Source organism: Ornithinimicrobium faecis (assembly GCF_023923225.1).
GTDB classification, from domain to species: Bacteria; Actinomycetota; Actinomycetes; order Actinomycetales; family Dermatophilaceae; genus Ornithinicoccus; species Ornithinicoccus faecis.
Genome location: NZ_CP099489.1, coordinates 3,646,205 through 3,670,772, shown reverse-complemented (window position 1 = coordinate 3,670,772; position 24,568 = coordinate 3,646,205). Strand labels below are relative to the sequence as shown.

The window sequence follows — 24,568 nt, the reverse complement described above, 5'->3', positions numbered from 1 at the left end:
AGAAACCACCATGGCTGAAGTGCTTGTTCTGGTCGACCACGTCGACGGAAATGTCCGCAAGACCACGGCCGAGATGCTGACCGCGGCCGCCCGCCTGGGCGAGCCGTCGGCCGTCTTCGTCGGCACCGGCTTCGAGACCGCCAAGGACGCGCTGGCGCAGTATGGCGCGGCGAAGGTCTATCGCGTTGAGGACGCTGCGGTCACCGACCACCTCGTGGCCCCGACCGCTGAGGTCCTGGCCCAGCTCGTCTCCCAGACCAGCCCCGCGGCGGTCCTGCTGCCGTCGAGCTCGGAGGGCAAGGAGATCGGCGCCCGCCTGGCGATCAAGACCGAGTCCGGCCTGATCACCGACGCCGTCGACGTCCAGGCCGGTGACGGGGGCGCAGTGCGCACCGTGCAGTCCGTCTTCGCCGGCAGCTACACCGTGACGTCCTCGGTGTCCAAGGGCTCCCCGATCATCACGGTCAAGCCCAACTCGATCCCGGTCCAGGAGGCTGCTGGTGCCGCCGCCGACGAGGTCGTGTCCGTGTCGCTGTCCGAGGGCGCCACCGCCGCGAAGATCGTGGACCGCAAGGAGAAGGCCGCCTCTGGTCGCCCGCAGCTGACTGAGGCCGCGATCGTGGTCTCGGGTGGTCGTGGCACCGGCGGTGACTTCAACCCGGTCGAGGCGTTCGCTGACTCTCTCGGTGCTGCTGTCGGTGCCTCCCGTGCCGCGGTCGACGCCGGGTGGTATCCGCACGCCAACCAGGTCGGACAGACCGGCGTGCAGGTCTCCCCGCAGCTCTATGTCGCCGCCGGCATCTCCGGTGCCATCCAGCACCGCGCCGGCATGCAGACCTCCAAGACGATCGTCGCGGTCAACAAGGACCCCGAGGCCCCGATCTTCGAGCTGGTCGACTACGGCGTCGTCGGCGACCTCTTCCAGGTGCTGCCCCAGGCCACCGCAGAGGTCCAGGCCCGCAAGGGCTGACCTGCCCCACGGCATACGGAACGGCCCCGGCGCTCACTGAGCACCGGGGCCGCTCTGTGTCAGGAGGCCGTATGCCGAGGGGCGGGTGTGCGGGACCACCCCAAAAAAATAGGGAGGTCTCGCACACCTCCACCGCAACTTCAGGGAGGTCTCGTACGTACGAAACCTCCCTGAAAAGGCGGGTGGGGCGTGCGAGACCTTTATCAAAATTGGTGGGGTGTGGGGCGGGTGGGATGATGGGCTGGTGCCATCTGCCCCCACCTATCTCGACCACGCCGCAACCACGGCGGTGCTCCCCGAGGTCATCGAGACCATCGTCGAGCAGATGCAGCGGTTGGGCAACGCCAGTTCACTGCACGGCTCAGGCCGCGACGCGCGCCGGGTCGTGGAGGAGTCGCGCGAGTCGATCGCCTCGGATCTGGGGGTCCGCCCCTCCGAGGTGATCTTCACCTCCGGCGGCACCGAGTCGGACAACATGGCGGTCAAGGGCACGTGGTTCAAGAACTTCGAGAACGACACCGGCCGCAACCTGCTCATCGTCAGCTCCATCGAGCACCACGCGGTGCTCGATGCCGTTGAGCACCTGGTCACCGAGCACGACGCAGAGGTCGCCTGGCTCGAGCCGGACGCGGCAGGCCGGGTCAGCCCCGAGGCGCTCGAGGAGATCCTGAGCACCCGTGCCGCTGACGCCGCGCTGGTGAGTGTGATGTGGGCCAACAACGAGGTCGGCACGGTGCAACCGGTGGCCGAGCTGGCGGCCATCTCGCGCGAGCACGGCGTGCCCTTCCACACCGATGCGGTGCAGGCCCTGGGACAGGTGCCGTTGCCCCTGGGCGAGGTGGGCGCTGACCTGGTGGCCCTGACCGGCCACAAGATCGGCGGCCCGATGGGCGCCGGCCTGCTGATCGCCGGCCGTGACCAGAGCCCCGTCCCGCTGACCCACGGCGGTGGCCAGGAGCGACAGATCCGCAGTGGCACGCTGGACACCCCGGCCATCGCCGGACTGGCGGTTGCCGTGCGTCGGGCCGTGGCCGACCAGGAGTTGCACGCCAAGACGATGATCGGCCTGCGGGACCGACTGATTGAGGGGGCCCTCGCGCTGGACCCGACGATCGAGGTGAGCGGTGTGTGGGAGCCGGGTGACGGCATACGGCGCCTGCCCGCCAACGCTCACCTGCGGGTGCCGGGCTGTGACGGTGACTCGTTGCTCTATCTGCTCGACGCCGCTGGCGTGCAGTGCTCGACCGGGTCCGCCTGCCAGGCCGGGGTGCCGCAGCCCAGCCACGTGCTGCTCGCCATGGGTGTGCCGGAGACCGACGCCCGGGGGTCGCTGCGACTGACCCTGGGGCGCACGTCCACCGACGCCGACGTGGACGCCCTGCTGGCCGCGCTGCCCGCTGCCATCGACCGAGCCCGTCGCGCACGGGGCACCACCAGGAGCGCGTGATGCGCGTCGTTGCCGCCATGAGCGGCGGGGTCGACTCCGCCGTGGCAGCCTCCCGGATGCTCGAGGCCGGGCACGAGGTCGTCGGCGTGCACCTCGCGCTGAGCCAGTCCGCTGCCACCCTGCGCGAGAGCGCGCGCGGCTGCTGCACCATCGAGGACGCCGGGGACGCCCGCCGCGTGGCCGACAAGCTCGGCATCCCGTTCTATGTCTGGGACATGGCGGCGCGGTTCAAGGAGGACGTGGTCGAGGACTTCGTGGCCGAGTATGCCGCTGGCCGCACCCCCAACCCGTGCCTGCGCTGCAACGAGAAGATCAAGTTTGCCGCGCTGTTGGACAAGGCCCTCGCCCTCGGCTTTGACGCCGTCGCCACGGGGCACTACGCGCAGATCGAGGAAGTGCCCGATCCCACTGCCCCGCAAGGGATCCGGCGCGAGCTGCACCGCGCTGTGGACATGGCCAAGGACCAGTCCTACGTCCTCGGGGTGCTCGACGCCGAGCAGCTGGAGCGGTCCTTCTTCCCGCTCGGTGACACCACCAAGCCCGACATCCGGGCCGAGGCAGCGGCACGCGGTTTCTCGGTCGCGAAGAAGCCGGACAGCCATGACATCTGCTTCATCGCCGACGGCGACACCCGCGGCTGGCTGGCCGACCGGCTCGGTGAGCAGCCGGGTGAGATCGTGGACACCGACGGCACAGTGCTGGGCGAGCACGGCGGGTCCTTCGGCTACACCGTCGGCCAGCGCAAGGGCCTGGGGTTGCAGGTGCCGGCCGCTGATGGCGCGCCGCGCTACGTCGTCGAGACCAAGCCCGAGATCAACACCGTCGTGGTGGGCACCGCCGAGCTGCTCGGGGTCGACGAGATCACCGGCGACCACGCCCGCTGGTGCGGCCCCGCGCCCGAGGGCATCGTGTCCGTCGGCGCGCAGGTCCGCGCGCACGGCGAGGAGATCCCGGCGACTGCCTGGGCCGATGGTGAGGACGTGCAGGTCCGCCTGGAGCGCCGCATCCGCGGGGTGGCCCCCGGCCAGTCGGTGGTGTTGTATGACGGGACGCGCGTGGTCGGGTCTGCCACCATTGCGAAGACAGGGACGAGTCGCAGGGAGTGAGTATGCCGGGGGGCTGGTTGCAGGAGGGCCGGCGTAGCTATGTCGCGATGGCCGCGGGCGTGGCGGTGGGTGTGGGGGCAGTGCTGGTGCTGCGCTCCCGCGGTGAGGCGCCCGGGGAGAACCTGGAGATGTTGCTCCTGCTGGTGCTGGCCAGCTATCTGGTGACCTACGTGCTGGGCACGTTCCTGGCGTTCGCCCGGACCGCGCCGAGCCGCTATCTGACCTGGGCGAAGGCGTCCCGGCCCGGGACCTGGGTTGACCACTACATCCTCGGCACGCACCCCGGCCCGGGCACCGCGCAGGGCGTCAGCATCATCGCCCTGGCGCTGGGTGTCTTCTGGTATCCACGCGCCCTGGCCGAAGGGCTGCTCCCGCCGGTGGTCGGCGGCCTGCTGGTGGCGGTGATGGTGGTGGGGGCGTGGGCGACGGTGGTGCTCACCTACAGCGTGGCCTACCTGATGAAGGACGCCCGGTCCGGCCATCGCGAGCTGGAGTTCCCCGGCGAGGCCGAGCGCCGCAGCTGGACGGACTATCTGTATTTCAGCGCAGGCGTCTCCACCACCTTCGCCGCCAGCGACGTCCAGATCCTGAGCCCGCGGATGCGCCGGACCGTCACCGGGCACAGCATCCTGGCCTTCGGCTTCAACACCGTGATCCTGGCCGCGGTCGTCAGCCTGCTGCTGCGCTGACGGCTCATTCGCCGGACGCCCAGGTGGCGGCCTCGCCGGGTGGGCTGCGCAAGAATGGTCACATGAGTGCGAAGGCGAGTCGTGACTATCCGTCCCCCGTGCTGCCGGCCGCACAGGTGCGGGACATCCTGATCGAGGCCAACGGTGAGGCGGGCGCGGCCGGCGGTGCCGTCGGAGGGGCCATCGGTGGTGCGGCGCACGGTCCGCTCGCCGGGGCTGCTGGTGCCGCCGGCGGCAGGAGCGGTGGCAGGACCGGTGGCCGTCTCGGGGCCAGGCTTTTCACCAAGGTCACCGGTCAGGGACGCACGGTGGCGGTCCGGGACGAGGCCGCGGCCCTGAGCCTGATCGCCGGGTCCCTGCGCCAGGTGCTGCCCACTGGGCCAACCGGGTCGCACCCGGGTGCGGGAGCGCAGGTCGTGATCGGCGTGGTCGGCACCGGCGTGATGAACATGAACACCGCGGTGATCCAGGCGGTCGGGCACCCGGGCAGGGTGGAGGTCACCGCCCACGCGCTCGAGGGTCTGGTGAGTCAGCGCTCCGCCGTCACGGCCCTGGACCGCATCGAGCAGGCGCTCACGGGCGGGTGAGGAGAGCTCCACAGCAGGTCAGGAGGGCCCAGGCGCTGCGCCCGCCCCCTCGCCCCGGCGTGTCGCGCACGGTGCGGGCATCGTTGCGGCGTGTCCCGTGCTCCAGCACAGAACCCGCAACGCCGATTGGGCACCAGGGGGTCGCGATGGCGGGGCAACTGAGGGAGTGACGGACTGGGGGTCGTCCCTGAGCCGCCCCTGAGACCGACCCTGAGCGGACCCGCAAAGCCGGCCCCACGGCATACGGCAGGTCACAGGGTGGAGGGACAGCAGTCCCACCCCACCCAGGAGTCACCATGGCCCTGCGCCGTCCACGCAGCATGCTCTCGATCTTTGGCCGCGTGGTCGCGATCGGCGCCGCCGGGTTGGTGCTGCTGGTCGGGGGCCTGGTCGCCGGTGCGTGGATGCTGTTCGGTCCCAAGGACACGGTCGGTGAGGTCGACTTCGACACCGAGCTGACCATCCCGCCGCTGGCCGAGTCGAGCCTCGACGACCACGGGAGGCGGGTCTTCGACCTGACCGCCCAGGAGGGGAGCCTGGACCTGAGCGAGGGGACGGTGGACACGTGGGGTTTCAACGGCGACTACCTCGGGCCGACCCTGCGCGCAGAGCGTGGTGAGGAGGTGCTGATCCGTTATCGCAACGAGCTGGGCACGGCGAGCACCGTGCACTGGCACGGCATGCATCTGCCCGCGGCGATGGATGGCGGGCCGCACCAGATGATCGAGCCGGGCGGCACGTGGGAGCCGACCTGGACGATCGACCAGCCGGCGGCGACGCTCTGGTATCACCCGCACCCGCACGGCGAGACCATGGATCACGTCAGCCGCGGGCTGGCCGGGATGTTCATCGTCGACGACCCCGCGCAGCAGGTCGAGCTGCCCTCGGACTATGGCGTGGATGACCTGCCCGTCATCGTCACGGACCCCTCCAGCAGTCGCGGCGAGATCGAGCCGAGTCGGGAGTTCGGTGACCGGGTGCTGGTCAACGGCACCGAGGGGCCGTATGCCGAGGTGTCGACCGAGGTGGTCCGGCTGCGGTTGCTCAATGGCTCGCCGATGCGCGTCTATCAGTTCCGGCTCGACGACGGGTCGCCGCTGGTGCAGGTCGCCAGCGACGGTGGGCTGCTGCCGCAGACGCATGAGGCCACCAGCGTGCGGCTCTCGCCCGGTGAGCGGGCTGAGGTGCTGGTGGCGATGGAGCCGGGGGAGACCAGAACCTTGCGCAGCATCGCGCCCGACCTGGGGCAGAACTTCATCAGCGAGCGGTTCAGCGGCGGCGAGGACAAGTTCGACGTGCTGCAGCTGCGCGCGGCCGATGAGCTGGCCGCGTCCCCGGAGGTCCCCGTCGAGTTGGCGCCGGACATCGTGGAGCACGCCGGAGACCCGGAGGCGGTCGATGAGGCCCGGGAGTTCCGGCTCAGCGGCCGGCAGATCAACGGCGCGCAGATGCGGATGGGCCATGCCGACGAGGTCGTCACCCTCGGTGACACCGAGGTGTGGGAGGTCGTCAACAACGGCGGCGAGTTCCACTCCTTCCACGTGCACGACGTGCAGTTCCGGGTGCTTACGGTCGACGGTCGCGAGCCGCCGGCGGAGCTGTCCGGCCTGAAGGACACGATCCTGACCGAGGAGGGCGTGACCTATCGACTACTGATGACGTTCACGGATTACGCCGACGCGACCGTGCCCTACATGTATCACTGCCACCTGCTCCGGCACGAGGACCAGGGGATGATGGGCCAGTTCGTGGTGGTCGAGGAGGGGCAGGAGCCGGCGGTCGGTGAGCGTGCGGAGCACCGGCACTGACGTGCGAGACCTCTATCAACATGCGGGCGGGGCGTGCGAGACCTCTATCAAAATGCGGGTGGGGCAGACTGTGCCCATGGTGGTTGCAACCGGGATCGGGTCATGGCCCGGGACGGACATTCGTGAAGCTCTGCGGGCCGTGCGTGACTCACTGACCGACGCCCCCGAGGGCGTGACGACCCTGCCCTATCTGCCTGAGCTGCCCGCTCGAGGCCCCGGCGCGGACATGATCGGCCGTGGCGCCGGCCTCCTGGTCGACCTGCCGGTCGACGTGCAGCCACAGGGCTGGCGCCTGGTGGATCGCCCGGGGCGGGATGCCGAGCGGACCGCCTCCTTGCGACGCCAGGACCTGGACGAGCTGGCCGAGGCCTTCGACGGCTGGGACGGCCCACTGAAACTGCAGGTCACCGGACCGTGGACGCTGGCCGCGGCGTTGTGGTTGCCGCTGGGGGACCGGGTGCTCTCCGACGCCGGCGCCACCCGGGACCTCGCGGTCTCGCTCGCGGAGGGGATCCGCGCCCACCTGATCGAGGTCGCGGGCCTGCTGCCCGGCGCCCACCTCACCCTGCAGATCGACGAGCCCTCGCTGCCTGCCGTCGTGCTCGGTCGGGTGAAGTCCGACTCGGGCTTCCGGGTGCTCCCCACCCCGGACAGCAGCCAGGCCGAGCACATCCTCGGCACGGTGGTCTCAGCTGCCAAGGACGCCGGCGCAGCCACCACGATCCACTGCTGCGGGGACGAGCCGCCCATCGACCTGCTCCGCGGCGCCGGCCCTGACGCGATCTCGCTGGACACAAGCACCCTGCGCACCGGTGACTGGGACGCCATCGCCACCGCGGTCGAGAGCGGGACCACCTTCTGGGCCGGCGCGTTGTCGAGCACCCGACCCTCGGCATACGGCCGGGTCAGTTCGGCACTGGCCACCCGCTGGCACGAGCTCGGCCTGCCCCCCGCGAGCCTGGCCCATCTCGGGGTGACCCCCTCGTGCGGGCTGGCGGGCAGCACCCCCGCCGACGCGACGGCGATCACCCGGGCGACCGTGGAGACGGCCCGGGCGATCGCCGAAGAGGCGGTGCGCTGAAGCTCAGCCGGTGGGCTGAAGCTCAGCCGGTGCGCTGAAGCTCAGCCGGTGCGCTGAGCCTCAGTTGGACCAGCCGGCAGGCGTGGCGCTGGTGTGCACGAACGGCGCGTCCTCGGCGACCCAGCTGGCGGCGATGATGCTGTAGCCCTCGGTGAGCTCGGCGTCGGTCAGGTCGTACATGACGGCGCCATCGGTCGGGCGCTCGGTCAACTGCACACCGTCCCCGTCGTTGATGCTCGCCGTCACGGCGGTGTTGGGCCCGCCGTTCTTGAGCAACGCGAAGGACATCGGCTGGTCGGGGTTGACCTGCCACTCCGAGACCCCCTCCTGGATGCCGGGGTTGAGCCAGTTCAGGCGGTTCTGCCCGGTGGAGGGCGTGATCTCCTGGTCGACCACCCAGCTCGCCCCGTCCAGCTTGCGGATCGCAAAGGTGTGCGCCCACGGCTCGCCACTGGCCTCGTCGAAGCCCAACAGGCTCACCACCTGTGCGGAGTCGTGAGTCTCCTCGTAGGCCGGACGAATGTGGAAGGACGGCTCGTCACCGGCGTTGGCCAGGTCCTCGGAGAAGTCGGCGATGCCGTTCTCCTCGAAGACGGTCTGGTCGGGGTAATAGACCATCGCCTCGGGGCTGAGCATGCCGTAAGCACCGGCCGCGTCGCCCGAGGCGACCAGGTCGATGTATTCCTGCGCGAAGGCCTCGGCGTCACCGGCGCCCTCCTCGGGCGGCTCCTCCGTGGTGGGTTCCTCGGTCGTGGGGGCCTCTGTGGTGGGCTCCTCGGTTGTGGGCGCCGGGTCCACCGCGGTCGGCTGTGGGTCAGCGGTGACCGGGGCATCGTCGTCATTGGTGGTGACGTTGTCGGTCTCCTCGGCCGGCTCCGTGGTGGATTCTGAGTCCGTGGGCTCGTCCGCCGAGGTGGGCGGTGCCTGCACCTCCGGCTCCTCCTCGCTCCCACAGGCGGTCATCAGGACGAGCGCGGCGACCGGCAAGGTCGCCAGAGCAACCCGTCGTCCCCCACGACGCTGTCCTCCTCGAACTGCATGCTGCGTGCGCATCATTCCTCCTCGGTGCGGGCCCCGTGCCCGCGTTGCCTGGGACGCGTCCTTGTCGGTGCGACCCCTCACTGCACCCAACGCATGTGCTCGCTCCACCGTTGCACGGTGTGGCGCAGGTCGCATCTGGGCTGTGTCGGCCCCGTGCGTCAAGATGGGGGAGTGAGCGAGACAGCACCCGAAGACGTGCGGCACGACTGGACCGAGCTGGCCGAGGAGATCAGGGGGCACCAGTTCGCCTACTACGTGCGGGACGCCCCAACCATCACCGACGGTGAGTTCGACGCCCTGCTCAAGTCGCTGGAGGCGATCGAGGAGGAGTGGCCCGAGCTGCGGGTGCCGGAGTCACCGACCCAGCAGGTTGGCGGCACCTTTTCCACCGAGTTCGCAGCCGTCGACCACGTCGAGCGGATGCTCAGCCTCGACAACGCCTTCTCCCTTGAGGAGGTGCAGGCATGGGCGACCCGCGTCGAGAACGAGGCTGGCGGCGCCGAGGTGCACTATCTCTGCGAGCTCAAGATCGACGGCCTGGCCGTCAACCTGCTCTACGAGAAGGGCAAGTTGGTGCGTGGCGCCACCCGCGGTGACGGGCGCACGGGCGAGGACGTCACGCTCAATGTGCGCACCATCGAGGGCATCCCCCACACGCTGGTCCCGCCGGAGCACCAGGAGGGCGAGCCGGTGCCGATCCCGGACGTCCTCGAGGTCCGCGGCGAGGTCTATTTTCCGGTGACCGCCTTCGAGGAACTCAACGCGTCCCTGGTCGAGGCCGGCAAGGCGCCGTTCGCCAACCCGCGCAACACGGCTGCAGGATCGTTGCGGCAGAAGGACCCCCGGGTCACTGCCACCCGCAAGTTGCGGATGCTGGTCCACGGCATCGGGGCCCGCACCGGCTTTGAGATGACGCGTCAGTCGCAGGCCTATGAGTTGTTGTCCGCGTGGGGACTGCCGGTCTCGCCGCACGCCAAGGTGCTCGATGACCTGGGCGCCGTGGAGGAGTTCATCACCTATTTCGGCGAGCACCGCCACGACGCGGCTGAGCACGAGCTCGACGGGATTGTGATCAAGGTCGACGAGGTCGGGGTGCAGCGCCGTCTGGGGTCGACCTCGCGTGCGCCCCGCTGGGCGATCGCCTACAAGTATGCGCCCGAGGAGGTCACCACCAAGCTGCTCGACATCCGGGTCAACGTGGGGCGCACCGGACGGGTCACCCCCTATGCCGTGATGGAGCCGGTCAAGGTCGCGGGGTCCACGGTCGAGCAGGCGACCCTGCACAACGGCTATGAGGTAGAGCGCAAGGGGGTGCTGATCGGCGACACCGTGGTGCTGCGCAAGGCCGGTGACGTGATCCCCGAGGTCGTCGGCCCGGTCGCTGACCTGCGCGATGGCACCGAGGTGGCCTTCGTGATGCCGACGCAGTGTCCCTCCTGCGGCACGCCCCTGGCCGAGCAGAAGGAGGGCGACAAGGACATCCGTTGCCCCAACTCCCAGACCTGCCCCGCCCAACTGCGCGAACGACTGTTCTCCCTGGCCTCCCGCGGCGCCTTCGACATCGAGGCCCTCGGCGGGGAGGGGGTCAGTGCCCTGCTCGATGCCGAGGTGATCAAGGACGAGTCGACCCTGTTCCGGCTGACCGCCGAGGACATCGCACGGGTGCCGCTCTACACCCGCGCGGCGAAGAAGACCGACCCGCAGGACAAGGTCATCGACGGGCGCATCCTGTCGGCCAACGGCACCAAGCTGGTCGCCAATCTGGAGCAAGTGCGGTCCCAGCCGCTGTGGCGGGTGCTGGTCGCCCTGTCCATCCGGCACGTCGGGCCGACCGCAGCCCGGGCGCTGGCCACCGAGTTTGTCTCGATGGACCGGATCCGGGGGGCCTCGTTGGAGGAGCTTGCTGCCACCGAGGGCGTGGGCCCGACCATTGCGCAGTCAGTGACCGACTGGTTTGAGGTCGACTGGCACCGCCAGATCGTGGAGCGCTGGGCACAGGACGGGGTGCGGATGGCCGACGAGGTCGACGACTCGGTCGAGCGCACCCTTGAGGGGCTGACCATCGTGGTGACCGGCTCGCTGGACGGCTTCAGCCGCGACGAGTCCAAGGAGGCGATCGTCTCCCGCGGAGGGAAGGCGGCCGGCTCGGTCAGCAAGAAGACTGATTATGTGGTGGTCGGCGACAACGCGGGCTCCAAGGCCGACAAGGCCGAGCAGCTGGGCGTCCCGGTCCTCGATGAGGCCGGGTTCCGTCGGCTGCTGGAGACCGGGTCCCCAGACTGACCGGAGGACCACGTGGACCATGTCCCCGACCCCGCGCGCTGGCGGATCCTGCTGGTGCTGCTCGCGGCGATCTTCATGTCCCTGATCTCGGTGAGCATCGTCAACGTCGCGCTCCCGGCGATCCAGGACGGCCTGGGCGCTGCCGAGTCCCAGTTGCAGTGGGTGCTGTCCGGCTATGCCCTGACCTTCGGTGTCGTGCTCGTTGCCGCCGGCCGCGCAGGAGACGTGATGGGTCGCGGCGGCATCTTTCTGGTCGGCGTGCTGCTCTTCACCCTCTCCTCGGTCGCCGCCAGCTTCGCGCCGAGCGCCGAGTGGCTCATCGTCGCCCGCTTCGCCCAGGGCGTGGGCTCCGGGCTGCTGAACCCCCAGGGTGTCGGCATGATCCAGCAGTATTTTCGTGGCGCCGAGCGGGGTCGGGCCTTCGGCTACTTCGGCAGCACGGTGGGTGTGTCCGTGGCGATCGGGCCGGTGCTCGGCGGGTTGCTCATCGACGCCGGTGGCCCGGACCTGGGCTGGCGGCTCACCTTCCTGGTGAATGTGCCGATCGGGATCTTGACCATCGTCCTGGCGCTGCTCTGGTTCCCCAAGCCCATGATCCAGCGCAGCGCCCACGCCGGCACGGCGCTGAGCACCGTGCGCTTGCTGGACCCGATCGGCTCCCTGCTCCTGGCCGTCGCCGTCCTGGCGATCCTGTGGCCATTCATGGAAGCCCGGTCCTCGGCAGTGACCTGGCTGCTGTTCCCGGCCGGGGTGCTGCTGGTCTGCCTCTGGCTGGGCTGGGAGCGCCGGTTCAAGCAGCACGGCGGCAGCCCGATGGTGGACCTGAGCGTCTTCCGCACCCGCAGCTTCAGCAACGGCACGCTCATCATCACCCTGTACTTCCTGGGCATGACCAGCATCTGGGTGCTCATCGCGCTCTATATGCAGCAGGGCGCTGGCCACTCCGCGCTCGAGGCCGGCATCGTGGGGCTGCCGTCGGCCGTCCTGTCTGCCCTCGCGGCGAACTGGGCCGGCAACCGGGTGCTGCGGCTCGGGCGCCGACTCGTCATCGCCGGTCTCTATCTCGCGCTGCTCGGACTCGGCCTGAGCGCCGCCGTGGTCTTCCTCCACGAGGCCGTGGGCCTCAGCGTCTGGTGGTTGCTGCTCACCCTGTCCTTCATCGGGATGGCCCAGGGCACGGTGATCAGCCCGAATCAGACCCTCACCCTCGCCGAGGTGCCGCTGCAGTATGCCGGCAGCTCCGGTGCGATCATGCAGACCGGTCAGCGGATGGGCACCTCCATCGGCATAGCCGTCATCACCGCCGCGGTCTTCTCGCTGTTGCAGGCCACCAGCTGGTCGACCGCGACCGCTCTGGGCTTCGCCCTGATCGCCGGCGTCATCCTGGTGGCCCTGGCCGTGGCCTACAAGGACCTCTACGACCGGCGCGGCGGCGCCACGCCGCACGCCTGAGGACGACTGGCCCCAGCGTCACGCAGCACGCCCCCGTGCGGCGCAGCGCAGTCACCCGTCCCAGACGACCTCGCCGTCCTCGTTCACCCGCGCACCCTCGCTGACCGGATGATCGGTGAGCTTCCCGGTGTGCATCAGGTGCGACGTCGGCAGCCCGTGGGCCAGCACTGCCACGTCGGCCACGATCCTGCGGTGGCAGCGCCACCACACGGCCTCGCTGCACATGATGACGGTGCGATGCTCTGTGGCACTCGACAACAGCTCGCCCATTGCCTCGGCAAACTCTGGCGCGCGGGTGCCCGCGGCATAGGCGCGGAACTGGGCGACTCGCCACCACGTGTCAGGACTCGCGGCGTCCTCGTCGGCATCCAGGCGGCGCCGTCCGCCGAGGCGCTCCTCCCACCGATAGTCGATCCCACGCTCCGGCACCCACTGCTCCAGTGCCTCGCGCCGAGAGTCCGGGTTGTGCCGGCTGCCCGGGAAGCGCCGGATGTCCACCAGCGCCTCGACTCCGGCCCCCACCAGAAGATCACCGAGCCCCTCCCGATCGAGCGTGCCGTGCCCGACGGTCAGGAGTGGCTGGTTCATGGGCCCCATGTTAGGAGCCGATCTGGCCAGATCTCCCTCTCACGGCCGATCCGGCGAGAGCGTGCAAGCGAGAACATGGAGGCATGCGCTGGCTGTGGTTCCCGATGCTCGCCTTCTTCGCCTACCTGGCAGGGGAGGCGGCCTGGGAGGGTCGCTACTGGCTGGCCGTTGTCTATGCGGTGGTTGGGGGTGGCCTGACCTACTGGTTGAGCCCGTGGCAGGGTGGGAAGACCCTGCGACACGAGGAGGTCAGCGCGATGTCAGACAGCGAGCGTGAGGTGGTCGTCTACTGGCGACCGGGCTGTGCCTACTGCATGCGCCTGAAGTCCTCCCTCGGCGACCTGCGCGACAAGGTGCTCTGGGTCAACATCTGGCAGGACGACGACGCGGCCGCCTTCGTGCGCAGCGTGAATGACGGCAACGAGACGGTGCCGACCGTGGTGATCGACGGGGAGCCGCACACCAACCCCGACCCGGGCGCCGTCCGCGAGAGGCTGGAGGCACTGACATGACACAGATCGCGACCCGGCGCGTCTATGACGGCGCACCTCCCGGATGGCACGCGATCCTGGTCGACCGCGTGTGGCCCCGCGGGATCGCCAAGGATGATCTGAGCGCCACCTGGCTCAAGGAGGTCGGCCCATCCACCGAGCTGCGCACGTGGTTCGACCACGACCCGGACAAGTTCGAGGAGTTCGCCACGCGCTACCGCAAGGAGCTCGACGGCTCCGATGCCTTCGACGAACTGCTCAAGGAGGTCCGCGGCAACAAGCGCGTGGTCCTGCTCTATGGCGCCAAGGACGAGGAGCACAACCAGGCCGTCGTCCTGGCTGACCTGCTCCGCGACAAACTCTGATCCGCGAAAACTCTGACCCGACGTCGGTGCGCTGCCCTAGGCTCCAATGATGGCCATCATCCACCGGGCGACCCTCACACCGACCAAGCTCGAGCTCGTGCAGCCCTGGCTGGGCCGTCAGCCGTGGGGCGGGTCGGGTGAGCTCGAACTGGTCGGCTCCTATCGCTTTGACGATCCTGTCGGAGAGGTCGGCATCGAAGCAATGCTCATCCGGCGCGGGGGCGAGGTGCTGCACGTGCCGATGACCTATCGCGCGGCTCCGCTCCATGAGGCGCAGGAGCACCTGATCGGCACCACACAGCACTCGGTGCTCGGCGAGCGCAGCGTCTACGCCGCGGCGGGTGACCCGGTCGCCCTGGCCTGCTATGCCCGAGTCCTCGCCGGCGAGCAGGACCAGGCGGTCTACGAGGTCTACGACGGCGACACCCTGGTCGAGGTGCGGGACCAGACAGTGCGGCTCACCGTGGAGTCGCCGACGACCAGCACCCCAGAGGTGCAGCTGGCGCACGTCGTCGATGACGTCGAGGGAACGCACCGGCTGGTGGCCACCTGGGAAGGCGGCAGCGGGGCAGTCGCTGCTGGGAGCGCTGCCTACGTGCACACGAGCACGACGATTGGTCTCACCGGTGACGTCGCAAACATCGGCGAGGTCCTGGAAGTCCTCGATCACGAGGACGACGTCTGATCCGTCCTTGTCAGCCCAACGGGCCAACCTCGTGGATCTCGTTGGTGAAGGCCGTGCGTGACTGGTCGCCGTCCTGCGGCTCGACATCGACCACGACCCCGGTCTGCACATCAAGGCTGACCCAGTATGCCGAGGGGTAGCCGGCGACCTCCTCCTGCGACGGCGCCCTGTGGTCACCAGTGGCGAACTCCAGCGCCTGGCTCACCGCTCCGAACAGGAGCGGACAGCAGGAGCACCGCGGCTCGTAACCATCGAATGCGCCCTCGCGCGTCTCGGGGAGCGCGCGGCAGGTCGCGGTCAAGGTGAGCCGCCCGAAGCGCTCGCGGGCGTGCACCTCCCTGACCTCGACCCCATGCGACAGCTCGACCGGATCGAGCATCGCCACCCAGCGATAGTTCTGCCACATCGGGTCGTCGTACTCGACCGAAGGCACCGGGCCGCTCCTGAACCAGCCCGTCTGGCCGCCGCACCGGCTCGACCGACTGAGGTGTCACGGGCGACGCTATTGTCTGCCCCGTATCTGGGGGCAGACAATAGTCCGCGCCCAGAGCCGGCAGGGTGAGCACAGAGCGGGTGTAGGGCACGCCGGTCTCGACATGCCGCTCGGCCCGGAAGTCGTCCGGCCCCGGCGAGTCCGGGAGAGGTGAGGTGCTCGGCATACGGCCGATCCTGCCAGCCCCGGGGTGAGGTGACGAGCGGTTTCAGTGCGCGAGGAGCGGGAACCTAGACTGACCCCATGTCCGAACTGTCCCGCGACGATGTCGCGCACGTCGCCATGCTGGCCCGCATCCAGCTCACCGATGAGGAGCTCGACCGCCTCGCCGGCCAGCTCGACCAGATCGTCGGGTGGGTCGGCCAGATCAATGAGGTCGCGGCCGATGACGTGCCGCCGATGAGCCACCCGCTGCCGCTGACCAACGTCACCCGCGCCGACGAGGTGCGCCCCAGCCTGACCGCCGAGCAGGCGCTCGCCAACGCGCCGGCGTCCGAGCTGGACCGGTTCAGCGTCCCCCGCATCCTGGACGAGGAGTGAGCAGCCGTATGCCGACAGTCACCGATCTCACCCACCTCACCGCCGCGCAGATGGCCGACGGCCTGGCGGCCGGCGAGTTCACCTCCGTGGAGCTGACCCAGGCGCACCTGGACCGGATCGCCGCGCTCAACCCGGTGCTCAACGCCTTCCTGCAGGTGGACACCGACGGCGCCCTGGCGACCGCCGCCGACGTGGACTCCCGCCGCGCCGCGGGCGAGGACCTGCCGCGCCTGGCCGGTGTGCCGATCGCCGTCAAGGACATCGCCTGCACGCAGGGCATCCCGACCACGGCCGGATCCAAGACCCTTGAGGGCTGGATCCCGCCCTATGACGCCACGATCGTCACCCGCCTCAAGGACGCCGGGATGCCGATCCTGGGCAAGACCAACATGGACGAGTTCGCGATGGGCTCCTCCACCGAGCACTCCGCCTTCGGCCCGACCCGCAACCCGTGGGACCTGGACCGCATCCCCGGTGGCTCTGGCGGCGGCAGCTCGGCTGCGGTCGCGGCCTTCCTGGCTCCGCTGGCGATCGGCTCGGACACGGGCGGCTCGATCCGTCAGCCCGGAGCGGTCACCGGCACCGTCGGGGCCAAGCCGACCTATGGCGGGGTGTCCCGCTATGGCGTGATCGCCCTGGCCTCCAGCCTGGACCAGATCGGCCCGTGCGCCCGCACCATCACCGACGCGGCCCTGCTGCACGAGGTCATCGGCGGGCACGACCCGATGGACTCCACGAGCATCGACGCACCTGTCCCACACCTTGTCGCAGCTGTCGAGTCAGGCAAGTCCCGCGACCTGACGGGCACCCGCATCGGCATCGTCAGGGAGCTGACCGGCGAGGGCTACCAGGCCGGGGTGCAAGCCCGTTTCGATGAGTCCGTCGAGCTGCTGCGTCAGGCCGGCGCCGAGATCGTCGAGGTCTCCTGCCCACACTTCCAGTATGCGATGGCGGCCTACTACCTGATCCTGCCGAGTGAGGCCTCCTCCAACCTGGCCCGCTATGACGCGATGCGCTATGGCCTGCGCGTCGGACCGGACGGTGTGGACGCCCCCAGCGCCGAGCAGGTCATGGCGGCCAGCCGCGACGCCGGCTTCGGCGACGAGGTCAAGCGCCGCATCATCCTGGGCACCTACGCCCTGAGCTCGGGCTATTACGACGCCTACTACGGCCAGGCTCAGAAGGTCCGCACGCTGATCGCCCGGGACTTCGAGGCAGCGTTCGAGCAGGCTGACGTGTTGATCAGCCCGACCGCGCCGACCACCGCGTTCAAGATCGGCGACAAGATGGAGGACCCGATGGCGATGTATCTCAACGACATCGCCACCATCCCGGCCAACCTGGCTGGCATCCCCGGACTGTCGCTGCCCAGTGGGGTGGCGGACGAGGACGGCCTGCCCGTCGGCATACAGATCCTTGCCCCGGCCACCCAGGATCAGCGGATGTATGCCGTGGGGGCGGCCCTGGAGGCACTGCTCGCCAAGCAGTGGGGGGGGTCGGGCAGCGTGCTCGACCGGGCACCAGACGTCGCCGCGACGGCGAGCAACGGATCTGTCACCGGAGCAGTCAGCGAGGAGGCGAAGTGAGCACGCAGATCGAGGACGTCGTCGACTACGACGAGCTGCTGACCAGGTATGACCCGGTGCTGGGCCTGGAGGTCCACGTCGAGCTGAACACCGCGACCAAGATGTTCTGCGGCTGCGCGATCGGCTTCGGCGCCGACCCGAACACGCAGGTCTGCCCCGTGTGCCTGGGGCTGCCCGGGGCGCTGCCGGTCGTCAACGCGGTGGCCGTGGAGTCGGCGATCCGGATCGGCCTGGCGCTGAACTGCCAGATCGCGCAGTGGTGCCGGTTTGCCCGGAAGAACTATTTCTATCCGGACATGCCCAAGAACTTCCAGACGAGTCAATATGACGAGCCGATCGCTTTCGAGGGCTATCTGGATGTCGAGCTGGACGATGGCACGATCTATCGCGTCGACATCGAGCGTGCCCACATGGAGGAGGACACCGGCAAGTCCACCCACATCGGCGGCTCGACCGGCCGCATCCAGGGTGCCGAGTTCTCCCTGGTCGACTTCAACCGTGCGGGCATCCCGCTGATCGAGATCGTCACCAAGCCGCTCACCGGTGCTGGGGCGCGGGCGCCGGAGGTGGCGCGTGCCTATGTCGCTGCGTTGCGCGACCTGCTCAAGGCGCTGGACGTCTCTGAGGTGAAGATGGAGCAGGGCAATGTGCGCTGCGACGCCAACGTCTCGCTGCGGGCCAGGGCCGGCGACGGTGCGACCTCTGAGGAGCAGCTGGCCGTGCCGCTGGGCACTCGGACCGAGACCAAGAACGTCAACAGCCTGCGCTCGATCGAGCGAGCCGTGCGCTATGAGATGTGCCGGCATGCGGCCGTGCTGGACTCCGGCGAGAGCATCCTGCAGGAGACCCGGCACTGGCACGAGGACACCGGTGTGACGACGTCTGGTCGCCCGAAGTCGGATGCCGACGACTACCGCTATTTCCCCGAGCCGGACCTGGTGCCGGTCGCGCCGACCCGCGAGCGGGTCGAGGAGCTGCGGGCCACGCTGCCCGAGCCGCCGGCCCAGCGCCGCAAGCGTCTGCAGGCCGACTGGGGATACTCCGACCTGGAGATGCGCGACGTCATCAACGCCGAGGCACTCGAGGTGATCGAGGAGACCGTTGCCGCGGGCGCCACGCCTGTCGCCGCCCGCAAGTGGTGGATGGGTGACCTGGCGCGCCGGGCCAACGACGCTGGCTCTGCGGTGACGGAGCTGGGCGTCACCCCCGCACACATCGCCGAGCTCGACGGGCTGGTGCGGGACGGCCGCCTCAACGACTCGATGGCCCGCCAGGTCATGGAGGGCGTGCTGGCCGGCGAGGGCACCCCGAAGCAGGTCGCCGACGCCCGCGGGCTCGAGCTGGTCCAGGACGACGGTGCCCTCGAGGCCGCCGTCGACAAGGTCATCGACGCCAACCCGGACGTCGCGGCCAAGGTCCGCGACGGCAAGGTCCAGGCGGCCGGTGCGCTGATCGGGCAGGTCATGAAGGAGATGCGCGGGCAGGCCGACGCGGCCAAGGCCCGCGAGATGATCCTGGCCAAACTCACGTGAGGTGAGCGGTTGGGGAGCTCCTGAGCCCCGTCCCCACCTTCGCGCGCCCTGGTGAGTGCGGTCAGCGCCCCTGGGGGGTCGCTGCCCGCACTCACGAGCACGGCTCACGCCCGACCTGGTGACGTGCGCTGCGTCAATACACTCTGTATCGAAGCAGAGGTAGGCCTCTTCGTGAGGTGCTGGTCGTGCTGATGAAGGAGAGACCCCTCCGGACGTGTGGACTCATCGGCGTGGGCCGTGTCAGGGTGCCAGGCTGGCGCGCGTTTTCATGGGCTCCCGGCCTGTGCGGCTGGATCGAGGCGCAGCAGCCGGTCGTCGTCGGGCGCGGGGTCGCCGCGGAAGGTGTTGCTGGTCAGCACCCACAGCTCGCCGTCCGGGCCCGTGACGACGCTGCGCTGGCGTCCGAACTCTCCCTCATACAGACGCTCCGGCTCGCCGACGGTCACGGAGCCGGGGTCCGTGCCAGTGGCGGTGCCGGTGCCGGTGCCCGCGTCCGTGCCCGTGTCTGCGTCGGTGAGCGGCACCCGCCACAGGGACTCGCCGCGGAGCGCGGCCACATAGAGCGCCCCGTCAGCGCCCACCGCCAGACCCGAGGGTGAGGCATCCTGCGTGGGCCAGCTGACGACCGGGTCGATGAACTCCGGCTCGCCGCCGGGGCCCTCCACCTGTGGCCACCCGTAGTTGCCACCGGGCTGGATCAGGTTGACCTCGTCGAGCGCGTTCTGCCCGAACTCGCTGGCCCACAACCGACCTGAGGAGTCCCAGTCCAGGCCCTGAACATTGCGGTGGCCGAGGGACAGCACGGGGGAGCCCGGGTCCGGATTGTCAGGTGCGGGTGCCCCCTCGGCCGTGATCCGCAGGATCTTGCCAGCCAGGGAGTCGGGGTCCTGGGCGCTCGCGCCGTCCGAGGCGTCACCCGTTGTGACATAGAGATATCCGTCCGGTCCGAACGCGATGCGGCCTCCGTTGTGGTTGCCCGCCTTGGGGATCCCGTCGAGGACGACCTCCACGGCCGGCTCTGAACCGTCGCCGGGTTCGACCCGCAGAACGCGGTTGTCGGTGTCGGTCGTGGCATAGGCAAAGAACGGAGCCGGCTCCCCGTCGTGCCACGCGGAGTCGTCGGGCACCGCGAGCCCGAGCAGTCCGCCCTCCCCATCGGGCGCGACGCCCGGCACAGTGGTGAGCAGGCTCGGATCTGACCCCGGCACAACACGGAAGACCTGGGCCGTTTCCCGCTCGCCGACCAGCAGGCTCCCGTCGTCCAGCGGCACCAGACCCCACGGGACCTCGAAGCCGGTGGCCACCGTCGCGACCGACTCGTCCGGGCCGGGGCCGGTGGAGCGGTCGGACGGGCCGGTGCCGGTGGAGCCGTTGGACGGGTCAGCCCCCGTCGGCACACGATCCTCGGAGCAGCCAGCGAGGAGCGCCACGCCGAGCGCGACCGTGGCGACCAGGTGCCCTCGCATCTGCCCAGCCTGTCACGACCGCGGGCGACGGGACGGCCCGTGACGCCTTTCGATAGCGTGGCGGTGTGCCAGTCATCAGCGTGCCGCCGGTCATCGCCTCCCTCGTCGAGCCTGTCGAGGGGGTGGAGATCGTGACGTGGGACGTCGCGTCCGAACCGCCGCGCGACGACATCGAGGTGGTGGTTGTCCCGCCGTTCAACTCACCTTTCATCACGCGTCTGGGTGAGTTGCCCAAGCTGCGGGCGGTGATTCTGTCGACGGCTGGCTATGAGCACGCCGTGCGCTTCCTGCCACCCGGCGTCAGCATGGCCAACGCGGTCGGTGTCCACGACACCGCGACCGCGGAGATGGCCCTGACGCTGCTGCTCGCCGCGCAACGTGACCTGCCGACCTTCGTGCGCGCCCAGGACGAGGGCCGCTGGGTGGAGCTGCAGGAGCGCCGGGCGCTGGCCGACCAGCGGGTGCTCGTGGTGGGCTATGGCGGCATCGGGCGAGCTCTGGCTGCCCGGCTGCTCGCCTGCGAGACCAGCGTCACCGCCGTCGCGAGCCGGGCCCGCGACGGCGACGAGTTCGTGGACAGCGTGCACTCGGTCAGCGACCTGCCGGCCCTGCTCGCCGAGCACGACATGGTGGTGCTGGCCGTGCCGCTGAGCGAGGCGACGCGCGGCATGATCGGCGCCGCGGAGCTGGCGCTGCTGCCGGACAACGCCCTCGTCGTCAATGTCGGCCGGGGACCGCTGGTGGACACCGAGGCACTGATCGCCGAGTGCGCCTCGGGTCGGCTGCGGGCTGCCCTCGACGTCACCGACCCCGAGCCCCTGCCCGAGGATCACCCGCTGTGGCGCACACCCGGGGTGCTGATCAGCCCGCACGTGGCCGGCGGCACCTCGGTCTTCCCCTCGCGCCAGGCGCGCTATGTCCAGACCCAGATCGAGCACTACCTGAGCACGGGCGAGCTCAAGCACGTCGTGGCCACCGGAGAGGAGCAGGCATGACGCTGCAGGAAACCCGCCGGCTGGTGCTGGTGCGGCACGCCAAGACCGAGCAGGTGCCGGGCAAGGTCGACCACGACCGGGAGCTGCTGCCCCGCGGGGTGGGAGACGCCAGGGCCGGGGGAGCCTGGATCGTCGAGCACGATCTGGTGCCACACCTGGTGCTCTGCTCGACCGCGACCCGCGCTCAGCAGACCTGGCAGGAGATCGCCGAGGGCGGCCACCTGCGCGACGTCGAGGTCTGGAGCGACCGGCGCATCTACAACGCCTATCCCGAGGAGATCCTTGAGGTCATTCGCGAGGCGCCCGAGGACGCCCGCACCGTGATGGTCGTGGGGCATGCACCCGGGATCCCCTCTCTCGGAGACGGTTTGGCTGATCCAGAGACCTCAGACGAGGCCGCACTCGCCACGTTGCAGGAGGGGATGCCGACCGGCGTCGGACTCGAGCTCGAGGTCGAGGGCACCTGGGCCGCGCTCGCCGCTGAGTCGGCCCGGCTGGTGGGTGTCCACCGGTGGCGCGGTGCGGAGAGTGAGCAGTGACTTCGCAGGCCAGACTGCTCGAGCCGGACTCGGCCGACCTGACGCTGCTGCAGGACCGACAGGTGGCGGTCCTCGGCTTCGGACCGATTGCCTCGGGGCACGCTCTCAACCTGCGCGACAGCGGAGTTGACGTCCGCGTCGGTGTGCCCGCTGAGAGTCGTGCCGCCGCCCGCGCCGAGGTCGAGGGGCTGCTCGTGGTGAGCCCGCAGGATGCTGTCCGGCAGGCCGACATCGTCGTGCTGCCCACCGATGACTCGACCGATCAGACCACCCTGCAGCAGCTCCTGACGGCGGGACTCGAGCCCGGCGACATGATCCTCGTGACCGGGCCGGAGCCGGTCCATGCCAGAGAGGTCACGGCCCCAGAAGGGGTGGATCTCGTTGTGCTGCAGGGGATCGGCGGCCCGGACCGGCTGCGTGGTGAATACCTGGACGGCCGCGGGGTCCCCTGCCTGGTGGCGGTGGAGACCGACGCGACCTCTGTCGCCTGGCCGGTGCTCACGGCATACAGTCAGGCCCTGGGGTCCCTGCGCTCCGGTGCCCTGGTCACCAGTGCCGCCGAGCTCGCCGAGGCAGGGTCGTATGCCGAGGAGGCAGTCCACCTGGCCGTCCAGCGGCTGGTGGAGGACGGGTTTGATCGTCTCGTGGAGCGGGGCACGTCCGAAGAAGTCGCCTACCTGCTCACCCTGCACGAGCTCAAGCAGCGGATCGACACGGCGTGGACCGCTGGCTTTGGCACGGAGCAGGTGCCCGACCGGCATGCCGCCGAGCTGGAGAGCCGCCGAGCCGTGGCCCGCGCCGCCCACCCGATCGAGCAGGTGGGGCGACGGGTGCGGGCGTTGATGAGTTGGATCCGCTGAGCGGGTAACTTGGGTCCTGACGCAATGACGCTGGCCCAGGAGGACGCATGACCACGCAGACCGCCCCGACCTTCACCGTCGAGCAGCGGCCCGACCCCGCGACCGATGAGCAGGTGGCCGAGCTGCTGGCCAACCCGGCCTTCGGCGCGAAGTTCACCGACCACATGGTGATGGTCGACTGGAGCAGGGACGGTGGGTGGGACAACCCGCGGGTCACAGCCTACGGTCCGATCCCGCTGGAGCCGGCTGCCTCGGTCTTCCACTATGGCCAGGAGATCTTTGAGGGGATGAAGGCCTATCGCCACGAGGACGGGTCGATCTGGACGTTCCGTCCCGAGGTCAATGCCGCGCGGTTCGCGCAGAGTGCCCGGCGGCTGGCGCTGCCCGAGCTGCCCGAGGAGCTGTTCGTGGAGTCGTTGCGTGCGCTCGTGGACCTGGACCAGCGGTGGGTGCCTGACCAGTCCCTGGGCGAGGTCAGCCTCTATCTGCGGCCCTTCATGATCGCCACCGAGCAGGCCCTTGGCGTGCGGCCGTCCAACCGGGCGCTCTACAGCGTGATTGCCTCGCCGGCCGGTGCCTATTTCCCCGGTGGTCTGAAGCCGGTGAACATCTGGCTGTCCGAGGACTTCGCCCGCGCAGCCCCGGGCGGGACCGGGACCGCCAAGTGCGGCGGCAACTATGGCGCCTCGCTGTCGGCCCAGGCCGAGGGCATCGACAACGGCTGCGACCAGGTGGCCTTCCTCGACGCGGTCGAGAAGAAGTGGGTCGAGGAGCTGGGCGGGATGAACCTGTTCTTCGCCTACAAGGACGGCACCATCGTCACGCCCGAGCTCAGCGGCACGATCCTGGAGGGCGTCACCCGCTCCTGCCTGATCGAGCTGGCTCGGGAGCGCGGCCACGAGGTGGTGGAGCGTCGCTATTCGATCGACGAGTGGCGTGCGGACGCGCAGAGCGGTGACCTGGTCGAGGTGTTCGCGTGCGGCACCGCAGCGGTCATCGTGCCGGTCGGCACCCTGAAGTGGCGCGGTGGCGAGGTCTCCATGACCGGCGGTGACATCGCCGGGGACCTGCGCAGTGCTCTGCTGGACATCCAGTATGGCCGCGCCGAGGACACCCACGGCTGGATGCACCGGCTGGTCTGAGCATGGGCATCGTGCTGACGGTCCTGGCCGTCGTCTTCCTGCTGGTGGGTGTCGCTGCCGCGGGCATGGCCGCACGGCTGTCCTCTGCTGGCGACGCTCCGGCGGTCGCCGAGCGACAGCGTCGGCTGCGCTTCCGGCTCGCGACCCCGGCGTTCCTGCTCGGCGTCCTGCTGTTCGTGGCCAGCCGTTTCGTCTGATCGGCCGCTCGGTCGGCGCTTGCTCGGCGCACCCTGATCAGCACTCGACTGTGCATTCAGACAGGCGACGTCGCGCGGGCATCTGCATCGGCGCTGGTCAGCGCGCTGCGCCCCGGCGGGGGTCGTCACGTTGCCTGTTTGGCTGCACGGGGTATGCAGAGGGGCAGGTGTCGCGGACGAAGATCAGCCCCTCGACTCAACTCTCGTTGAGTTTGGCGACATTGCCCATCGCGACGGCCATGAAATAGCGGTAGAGCGCCGCAACATCGAAATTCCGCGGAAACTCGAAGGTGTAACTCGAGTACTCCACCACGTTGGCTCGCAGGCGGGGCGTTGTGATGTAGGTGAGTGTGATCTCGGAGTCGTCCATCGTGCCTGCCGTCTCAGCTGTCACATCAACGATCGCGTGAAGCGCGATCGAACGGACGCGTGCCTTCTTGCCGGTCGCGCCCTGACGATCGAGCGTGATGATGCGGTGATTGGTGATGCAGAAACCGTCGCGGAGCATCTTGTAGGCAGATTGGATCTGCTCGTGCTCCAGCAACCACTGGCCGTACTCGCCGTGTGCTTCCTGTTCGCTGATTTGCTGCATGTTCCCGGCCAGGCCCTGAAAGATTCCCATGCA

The 24,568-nt window shown here is 69.6% G+C and carries 25 protein-coding genes; 20 read left to right on the top strand and 5 right to left on the bottom strand.

Annotated elements, in window-relative coordinates; genetic code table 11:
• The first annotated feature begins 10 nt into the window (after nucleotides 1-10).
• The 7 genes from NF556_RS17085 to NF556_RS17055 all read left to right on the top strand — a co-directional run bounded on the left by NF556_RS17085 (nucleotide 11) and on the right by NF556_RS17055 (nucleotide 7,688).
• Complete coding sequence (locus tag NF556_RS17085) at nucleotides 11-970, top strand: electron transfer flavoprotein subunit alpha/FixB family protein (protein WP_252592281.1); 960 nt, start codon at nucleotides 11-13, stop codon at nucleotides 968-970.
• A 244-nt stretch (nucleotides 971-1,214) separates the two neighbouring features.
• A complete protein-coding gene (locus NF556_RS17080; RefSeq protein ID WP_252592280.1) occupies nucleotides 1,215-2,417 on the top strand; it encodes a cysteine desulfurase family protein in 1,203 nt (400 codons plus the stop codon).
• Nucleotides 2,417-3,523: a tRNA 2-thiouridine(34) synthase MnmA gene (gene mnmA, locus NF556_RS17075; RefSeq protein ID WP_252592278.1), complete on the top strand. Its 1,107-nt coding sequence runs from the start codon at nucleotides 2,417-2,419 to the stop codon at nucleotides 3,521-3,523. Before NF556_RS17080 ends, mnmA begins: the two co-directional genes overlap by 1 nt.
• A gap of 2 nt (nucleotides 3,524-3,525) precedes the next feature.
• Nucleotides 3,526-4,212: a DUF1345 domain-containing protein gene (locus NF556_RS17070; RefSeq protein WP_252592276.1), complete on the top strand. Its 687-nt coding sequence runs from the start codon at nucleotides 3,526-3,528 to the stop codon at nucleotides 4,210-4,212.
• A gap of 62 nt (nucleotides 4,213-4,274) precedes the next feature.
• Nucleotides 4,275-4,799: a hypothetical protein gene (locus tag NF556_RS17065; protein WP_252592275.1), complete on the top strand. Its 525-nt coding sequence runs from the start codon at nucleotides 4,275-4,277 to the stop codon at nucleotides 4,797-4,799.
• A 296-nt stretch (nucleotides 4,800-5,095) separates the two neighbouring features.
• On the top strand, nucleotides 5,096-6,607 hold the full coding sequence (locus NF556_RS17060) for a multicopper oxidase family protein (protein WP_252592273.1): 1,512 nt from the start codon (nucleotides 5,096-5,098) through the stop codon (nucleotides 6,605-6,607).
• A gap of 76 nt (nucleotides 6,608-6,683) precedes the next feature.
• On the top strand, nucleotides 6,684-7,688 hold the full coding sequence (locus NF556_RS17055) for a uroporphyrinogen decarboxylase/cobalamine-independent methonine synthase family protein (protein ID WP_252592272.1): 1,005 nt from the start codon (nucleotides 6,684-6,686) through the stop codon (nucleotides 7,686-7,688).
• Nucleotides 7,689-7,748: 60 nt separating this feature from the next.
• Here NF556_RS17055 and NF556_RS17050 read toward each other — a convergent pair whose 3' ends face one another.
• The gene (locus NF556_RS17050; protein ID WP_252592270.1) at nucleotides 7,749-8,741 is read right to left on the bottom strand and encodes a hypothetical protein; all 993 of its coding nucleotides are present in this window, start codon (nucleotides 8,739-8,741) and stop codon (nucleotides 7,749-7,751) included.
• 81 nt (nucleotides 8,742-8,822) lie between these two features.
• Between NF556_RS17050 and ligA the strand changes: the two genes are divergently transcribed.
• Both ligA and NF556_RS17040 read left to right on the top strand, forming a co-directional pair.
• Nucleotides 8,823-11,012: an NAD-dependent DNA ligase LigA gene (gene ligA, locus NF556_RS17045; protein WP_252592268.1), complete on the top strand. Its 2,190-nt coding sequence runs from the start codon at nucleotides 8,823-8,825 to the stop codon at nucleotides 11,010-11,012.
• Nucleotides 11,013-11,024: 12 nt separating this feature from the next.
• A complete protein-coding gene (locus tag NF556_RS17040) occupies nucleotides 11,025-12,464 on the top strand; it encodes an MFS transporter (RefSeq protein ID WP_252592266.1) in 1,440 nt (479 codons plus the stop codon).
• A 51-nt stretch (nucleotides 12,465-12,515) separates the two neighbouring features.
• On the opposite strand, the gene NF556_RS17035 is transcribed toward NF556_RS17040, so the two are convergent.
• A complete protein-coding gene (locus NF556_RS17035) occupies nucleotides 12,516-13,052 on the bottom strand; it encodes a DUF488 domain-containing protein (RefSeq protein ID WP_252592265.1) in 537 nt (178 codons plus the stop codon).
• Between the two features lie 83 nt (nucleotides 13,053-13,135).
• Here NF556_RS17035 and NF556_RS17030 point away from each other — a divergent pair, with 83 nt between their 5' ends.
• From NF556_RS17030 to NF556_RS17020, 3 genes are read left to right on the top strand one after another with little or no spacing between them, the layout of a single operon-like run.
• Nucleotides 13,136-13,564, top strand: coding sequence for a glutaredoxin family protein (locus NF556_RS17030; protein WP_252592263.1), 429 nt, complete (start codon nucleotides 13,136-13,138; stop codon nucleotides 13,562-13,564).
• Nucleotides 13,561-13,908: a DUF488 domain-containing protein gene (locus NF556_RS17025; RefSeq protein ID WP_252592261.1), complete on the top strand. Its 348-nt coding sequence runs from the start codon at nucleotides 13,561-13,563 to the stop codon at nucleotides 13,906-13,908. The genes NF556_RS17030 and NF556_RS17025 overlap by 4 nt, the downstream gene beginning before the upstream one ends.
• A 49-nt stretch (nucleotides 13,909-13,957) precedes the next feature.
• Complete coding sequence (locus NF556_RS17020; RefSeq protein WP_252592259.1) at nucleotides 13,958-14,593, top strand: maltokinase N-terminal cap-like domain-containing protein; 636 nt, start codon at nucleotides 13,958-13,960, stop codon at nucleotides 14,591-14,593.
• Nucleotides 14,594-14,603: 10 nt separating this feature from the next.
• Here NF556_RS17020 and NF556_RS17015 read toward each other — a convergent pair whose 3' ends face one another.
• Entirely contained in the window at nucleotides 14,604-15,026 is a 423-nt protein-coding gene (locus tag NF556_RS17015) for a hypothetical protein (RefSeq protein WP_252592258.1), read from the bottom strand.
• Nucleotides 15,027-15,329: 303 nt separating this feature from the next.
• Here NF556_RS17015 and gatC point away from each other — a divergent pair, with 303 nt between their 5' ends.
• From gatC to gatB, 3 genes are read left to right on the top strand one after another with little or no spacing between them, the layout of a single operon-like run.
• Complete coding sequence (gatC, locus tag NF556_RS17010) at nucleotides 15,330-15,626, top strand: Asp-tRNA(Asn)/Glu-tRNA(Gln) amidotransferase subunit GatC (protein WP_252592256.1); 297 nt, start codon at nucleotides 15,330-15,332, stop codon at nucleotides 15,624-15,626.
• Between the two features lie 8 nt (nucleotides 15,627-15,634).
• Nucleotides 15,635-17,212 (top strand): Asp-tRNA(Asn)/Glu-tRNA(Gln) amidotransferase subunit GatA, encoded by a 1,578-nt coding sequence (gene gatA / locus NF556_RS17005; protein WP_252592254.1) that lies wholly within the window; start codon nucleotides 15,635-15,637, stop codon nucleotides 17,210-17,212.
• Nucleotides 17,209-18,744, top strand: coding sequence for an Asp-tRNA(Asn)/Glu-tRNA(Gln) amidotransferase subunit GatB (gatB, locus tag NF556_RS17000; RefSeq protein ID WP_252592253.1), 1,536 nt, complete (start codon nucleotides 17,209-17,211; stop codon nucleotides 18,742-18,744). The genes gatA and gatB overlap by 4 nt, the downstream gene beginning before the upstream one ends.
• A gap of 266 nt (nucleotides 18,745-19,010) precedes the next feature.
• On the opposite strand, the gene NF556_RS16995 is transcribed toward gatB, so the two are convergent.
• Nucleotides 19,011-20,210: a PQQ-dependent sugar dehydrogenase gene (locus tag NF556_RS16995; protein WP_252592252.1), complete on the bottom strand. Its 1,200-nt coding sequence runs from the start codon at nucleotides 20,208-20,210 to the stop codon at nucleotides 19,011-19,013.
• A 65-nt stretch (nucleotides 20,211-20,275) separates the two neighbouring features.
• On the opposite strand from NF556_RS16995, the gene NF556_RS16990 reads away from it, so the two are divergent.
• Genes NF556_RS16990 through NF556_RS16970 form a run of 5 tightly spaced genes read left to right on the top strand, consistent with a single transcriptional unit; the run spans nucleotide 20,276 to nucleotide 23,943 of the window.
• On the top strand, nucleotides 20,276-21,205 hold the full coding sequence (locus tag NF556_RS16990) for a 2-hydroxyacid dehydrogenase (RefSeq protein ID WP_252592250.1): 930 nt from the start codon (nucleotides 20,276-20,278) through the stop codon (nucleotides 21,203-21,205).
• Nucleotides 21,202-21,744, top strand: coding sequence for a SixA phosphatase family protein (locus NF556_RS16985; RefSeq protein WP_252592248.1), 543 nt, complete (start codon nucleotides 21,202-21,204; stop codon nucleotides 21,742-21,744). The genes NF556_RS16990 and NF556_RS16985 overlap by 4 nt, the downstream gene beginning before the upstream one ends.
• A complete protein-coding gene (locus NF556_RS16980) occupies nucleotides 21,741-22,604 on the top strand; it encodes an NAD(P)-binding domain-containing protein (RefSeq protein WP_252592246.1) in 864 nt (287 codons plus the stop codon). Before NF556_RS16985 ends, NF556_RS16980 begins: the two co-directional genes overlap by 4 nt.
• A gap of 47 nt (nucleotides 22,605-22,651) precedes the next feature.
• Entirely contained in the window at nucleotides 22,652-23,746 is a 1,095-nt protein-coding gene (locus tag NF556_RS16975) for a branched-chain amino acid aminotransferase (protein ID WP_252592244.1), read from the top strand.
• 2 nt (nucleotides 23,747-23,748) lie between these two features.
• The gene (locus NF556_RS16970; RefSeq protein WP_252592242.1) at nucleotides 23,749-23,943 is read left to right on the top strand and encodes a hypothetical protein; all 195 of its coding nucleotides are present in this window, start codon (nucleotides 23,749-23,751) and stop codon (nucleotides 23,941-23,943) included.
• 196 nt (nucleotides 23,944-24,139) lie between these two features.
• Here NF556_RS16970 and NF556_RS16965 read toward each other — a convergent pair whose 3' ends face one another.
• Nucleotides 24,140-24,565 carry a PH domain-containing protein gene (locus NF556_RS16965; RefSeq protein ID WP_252592239.1) on the bottom strand — a complete coding sequence of 142 codons (426 nt, stop codon included), beginning with the start codon at nucleotides 24,563-24,565 and terminating at the stop codon, nucleotides 24,140-24,142.
• Between the last annotated feature and the right edge of the window lie 3 nt (nucleotides 24,566-24,568).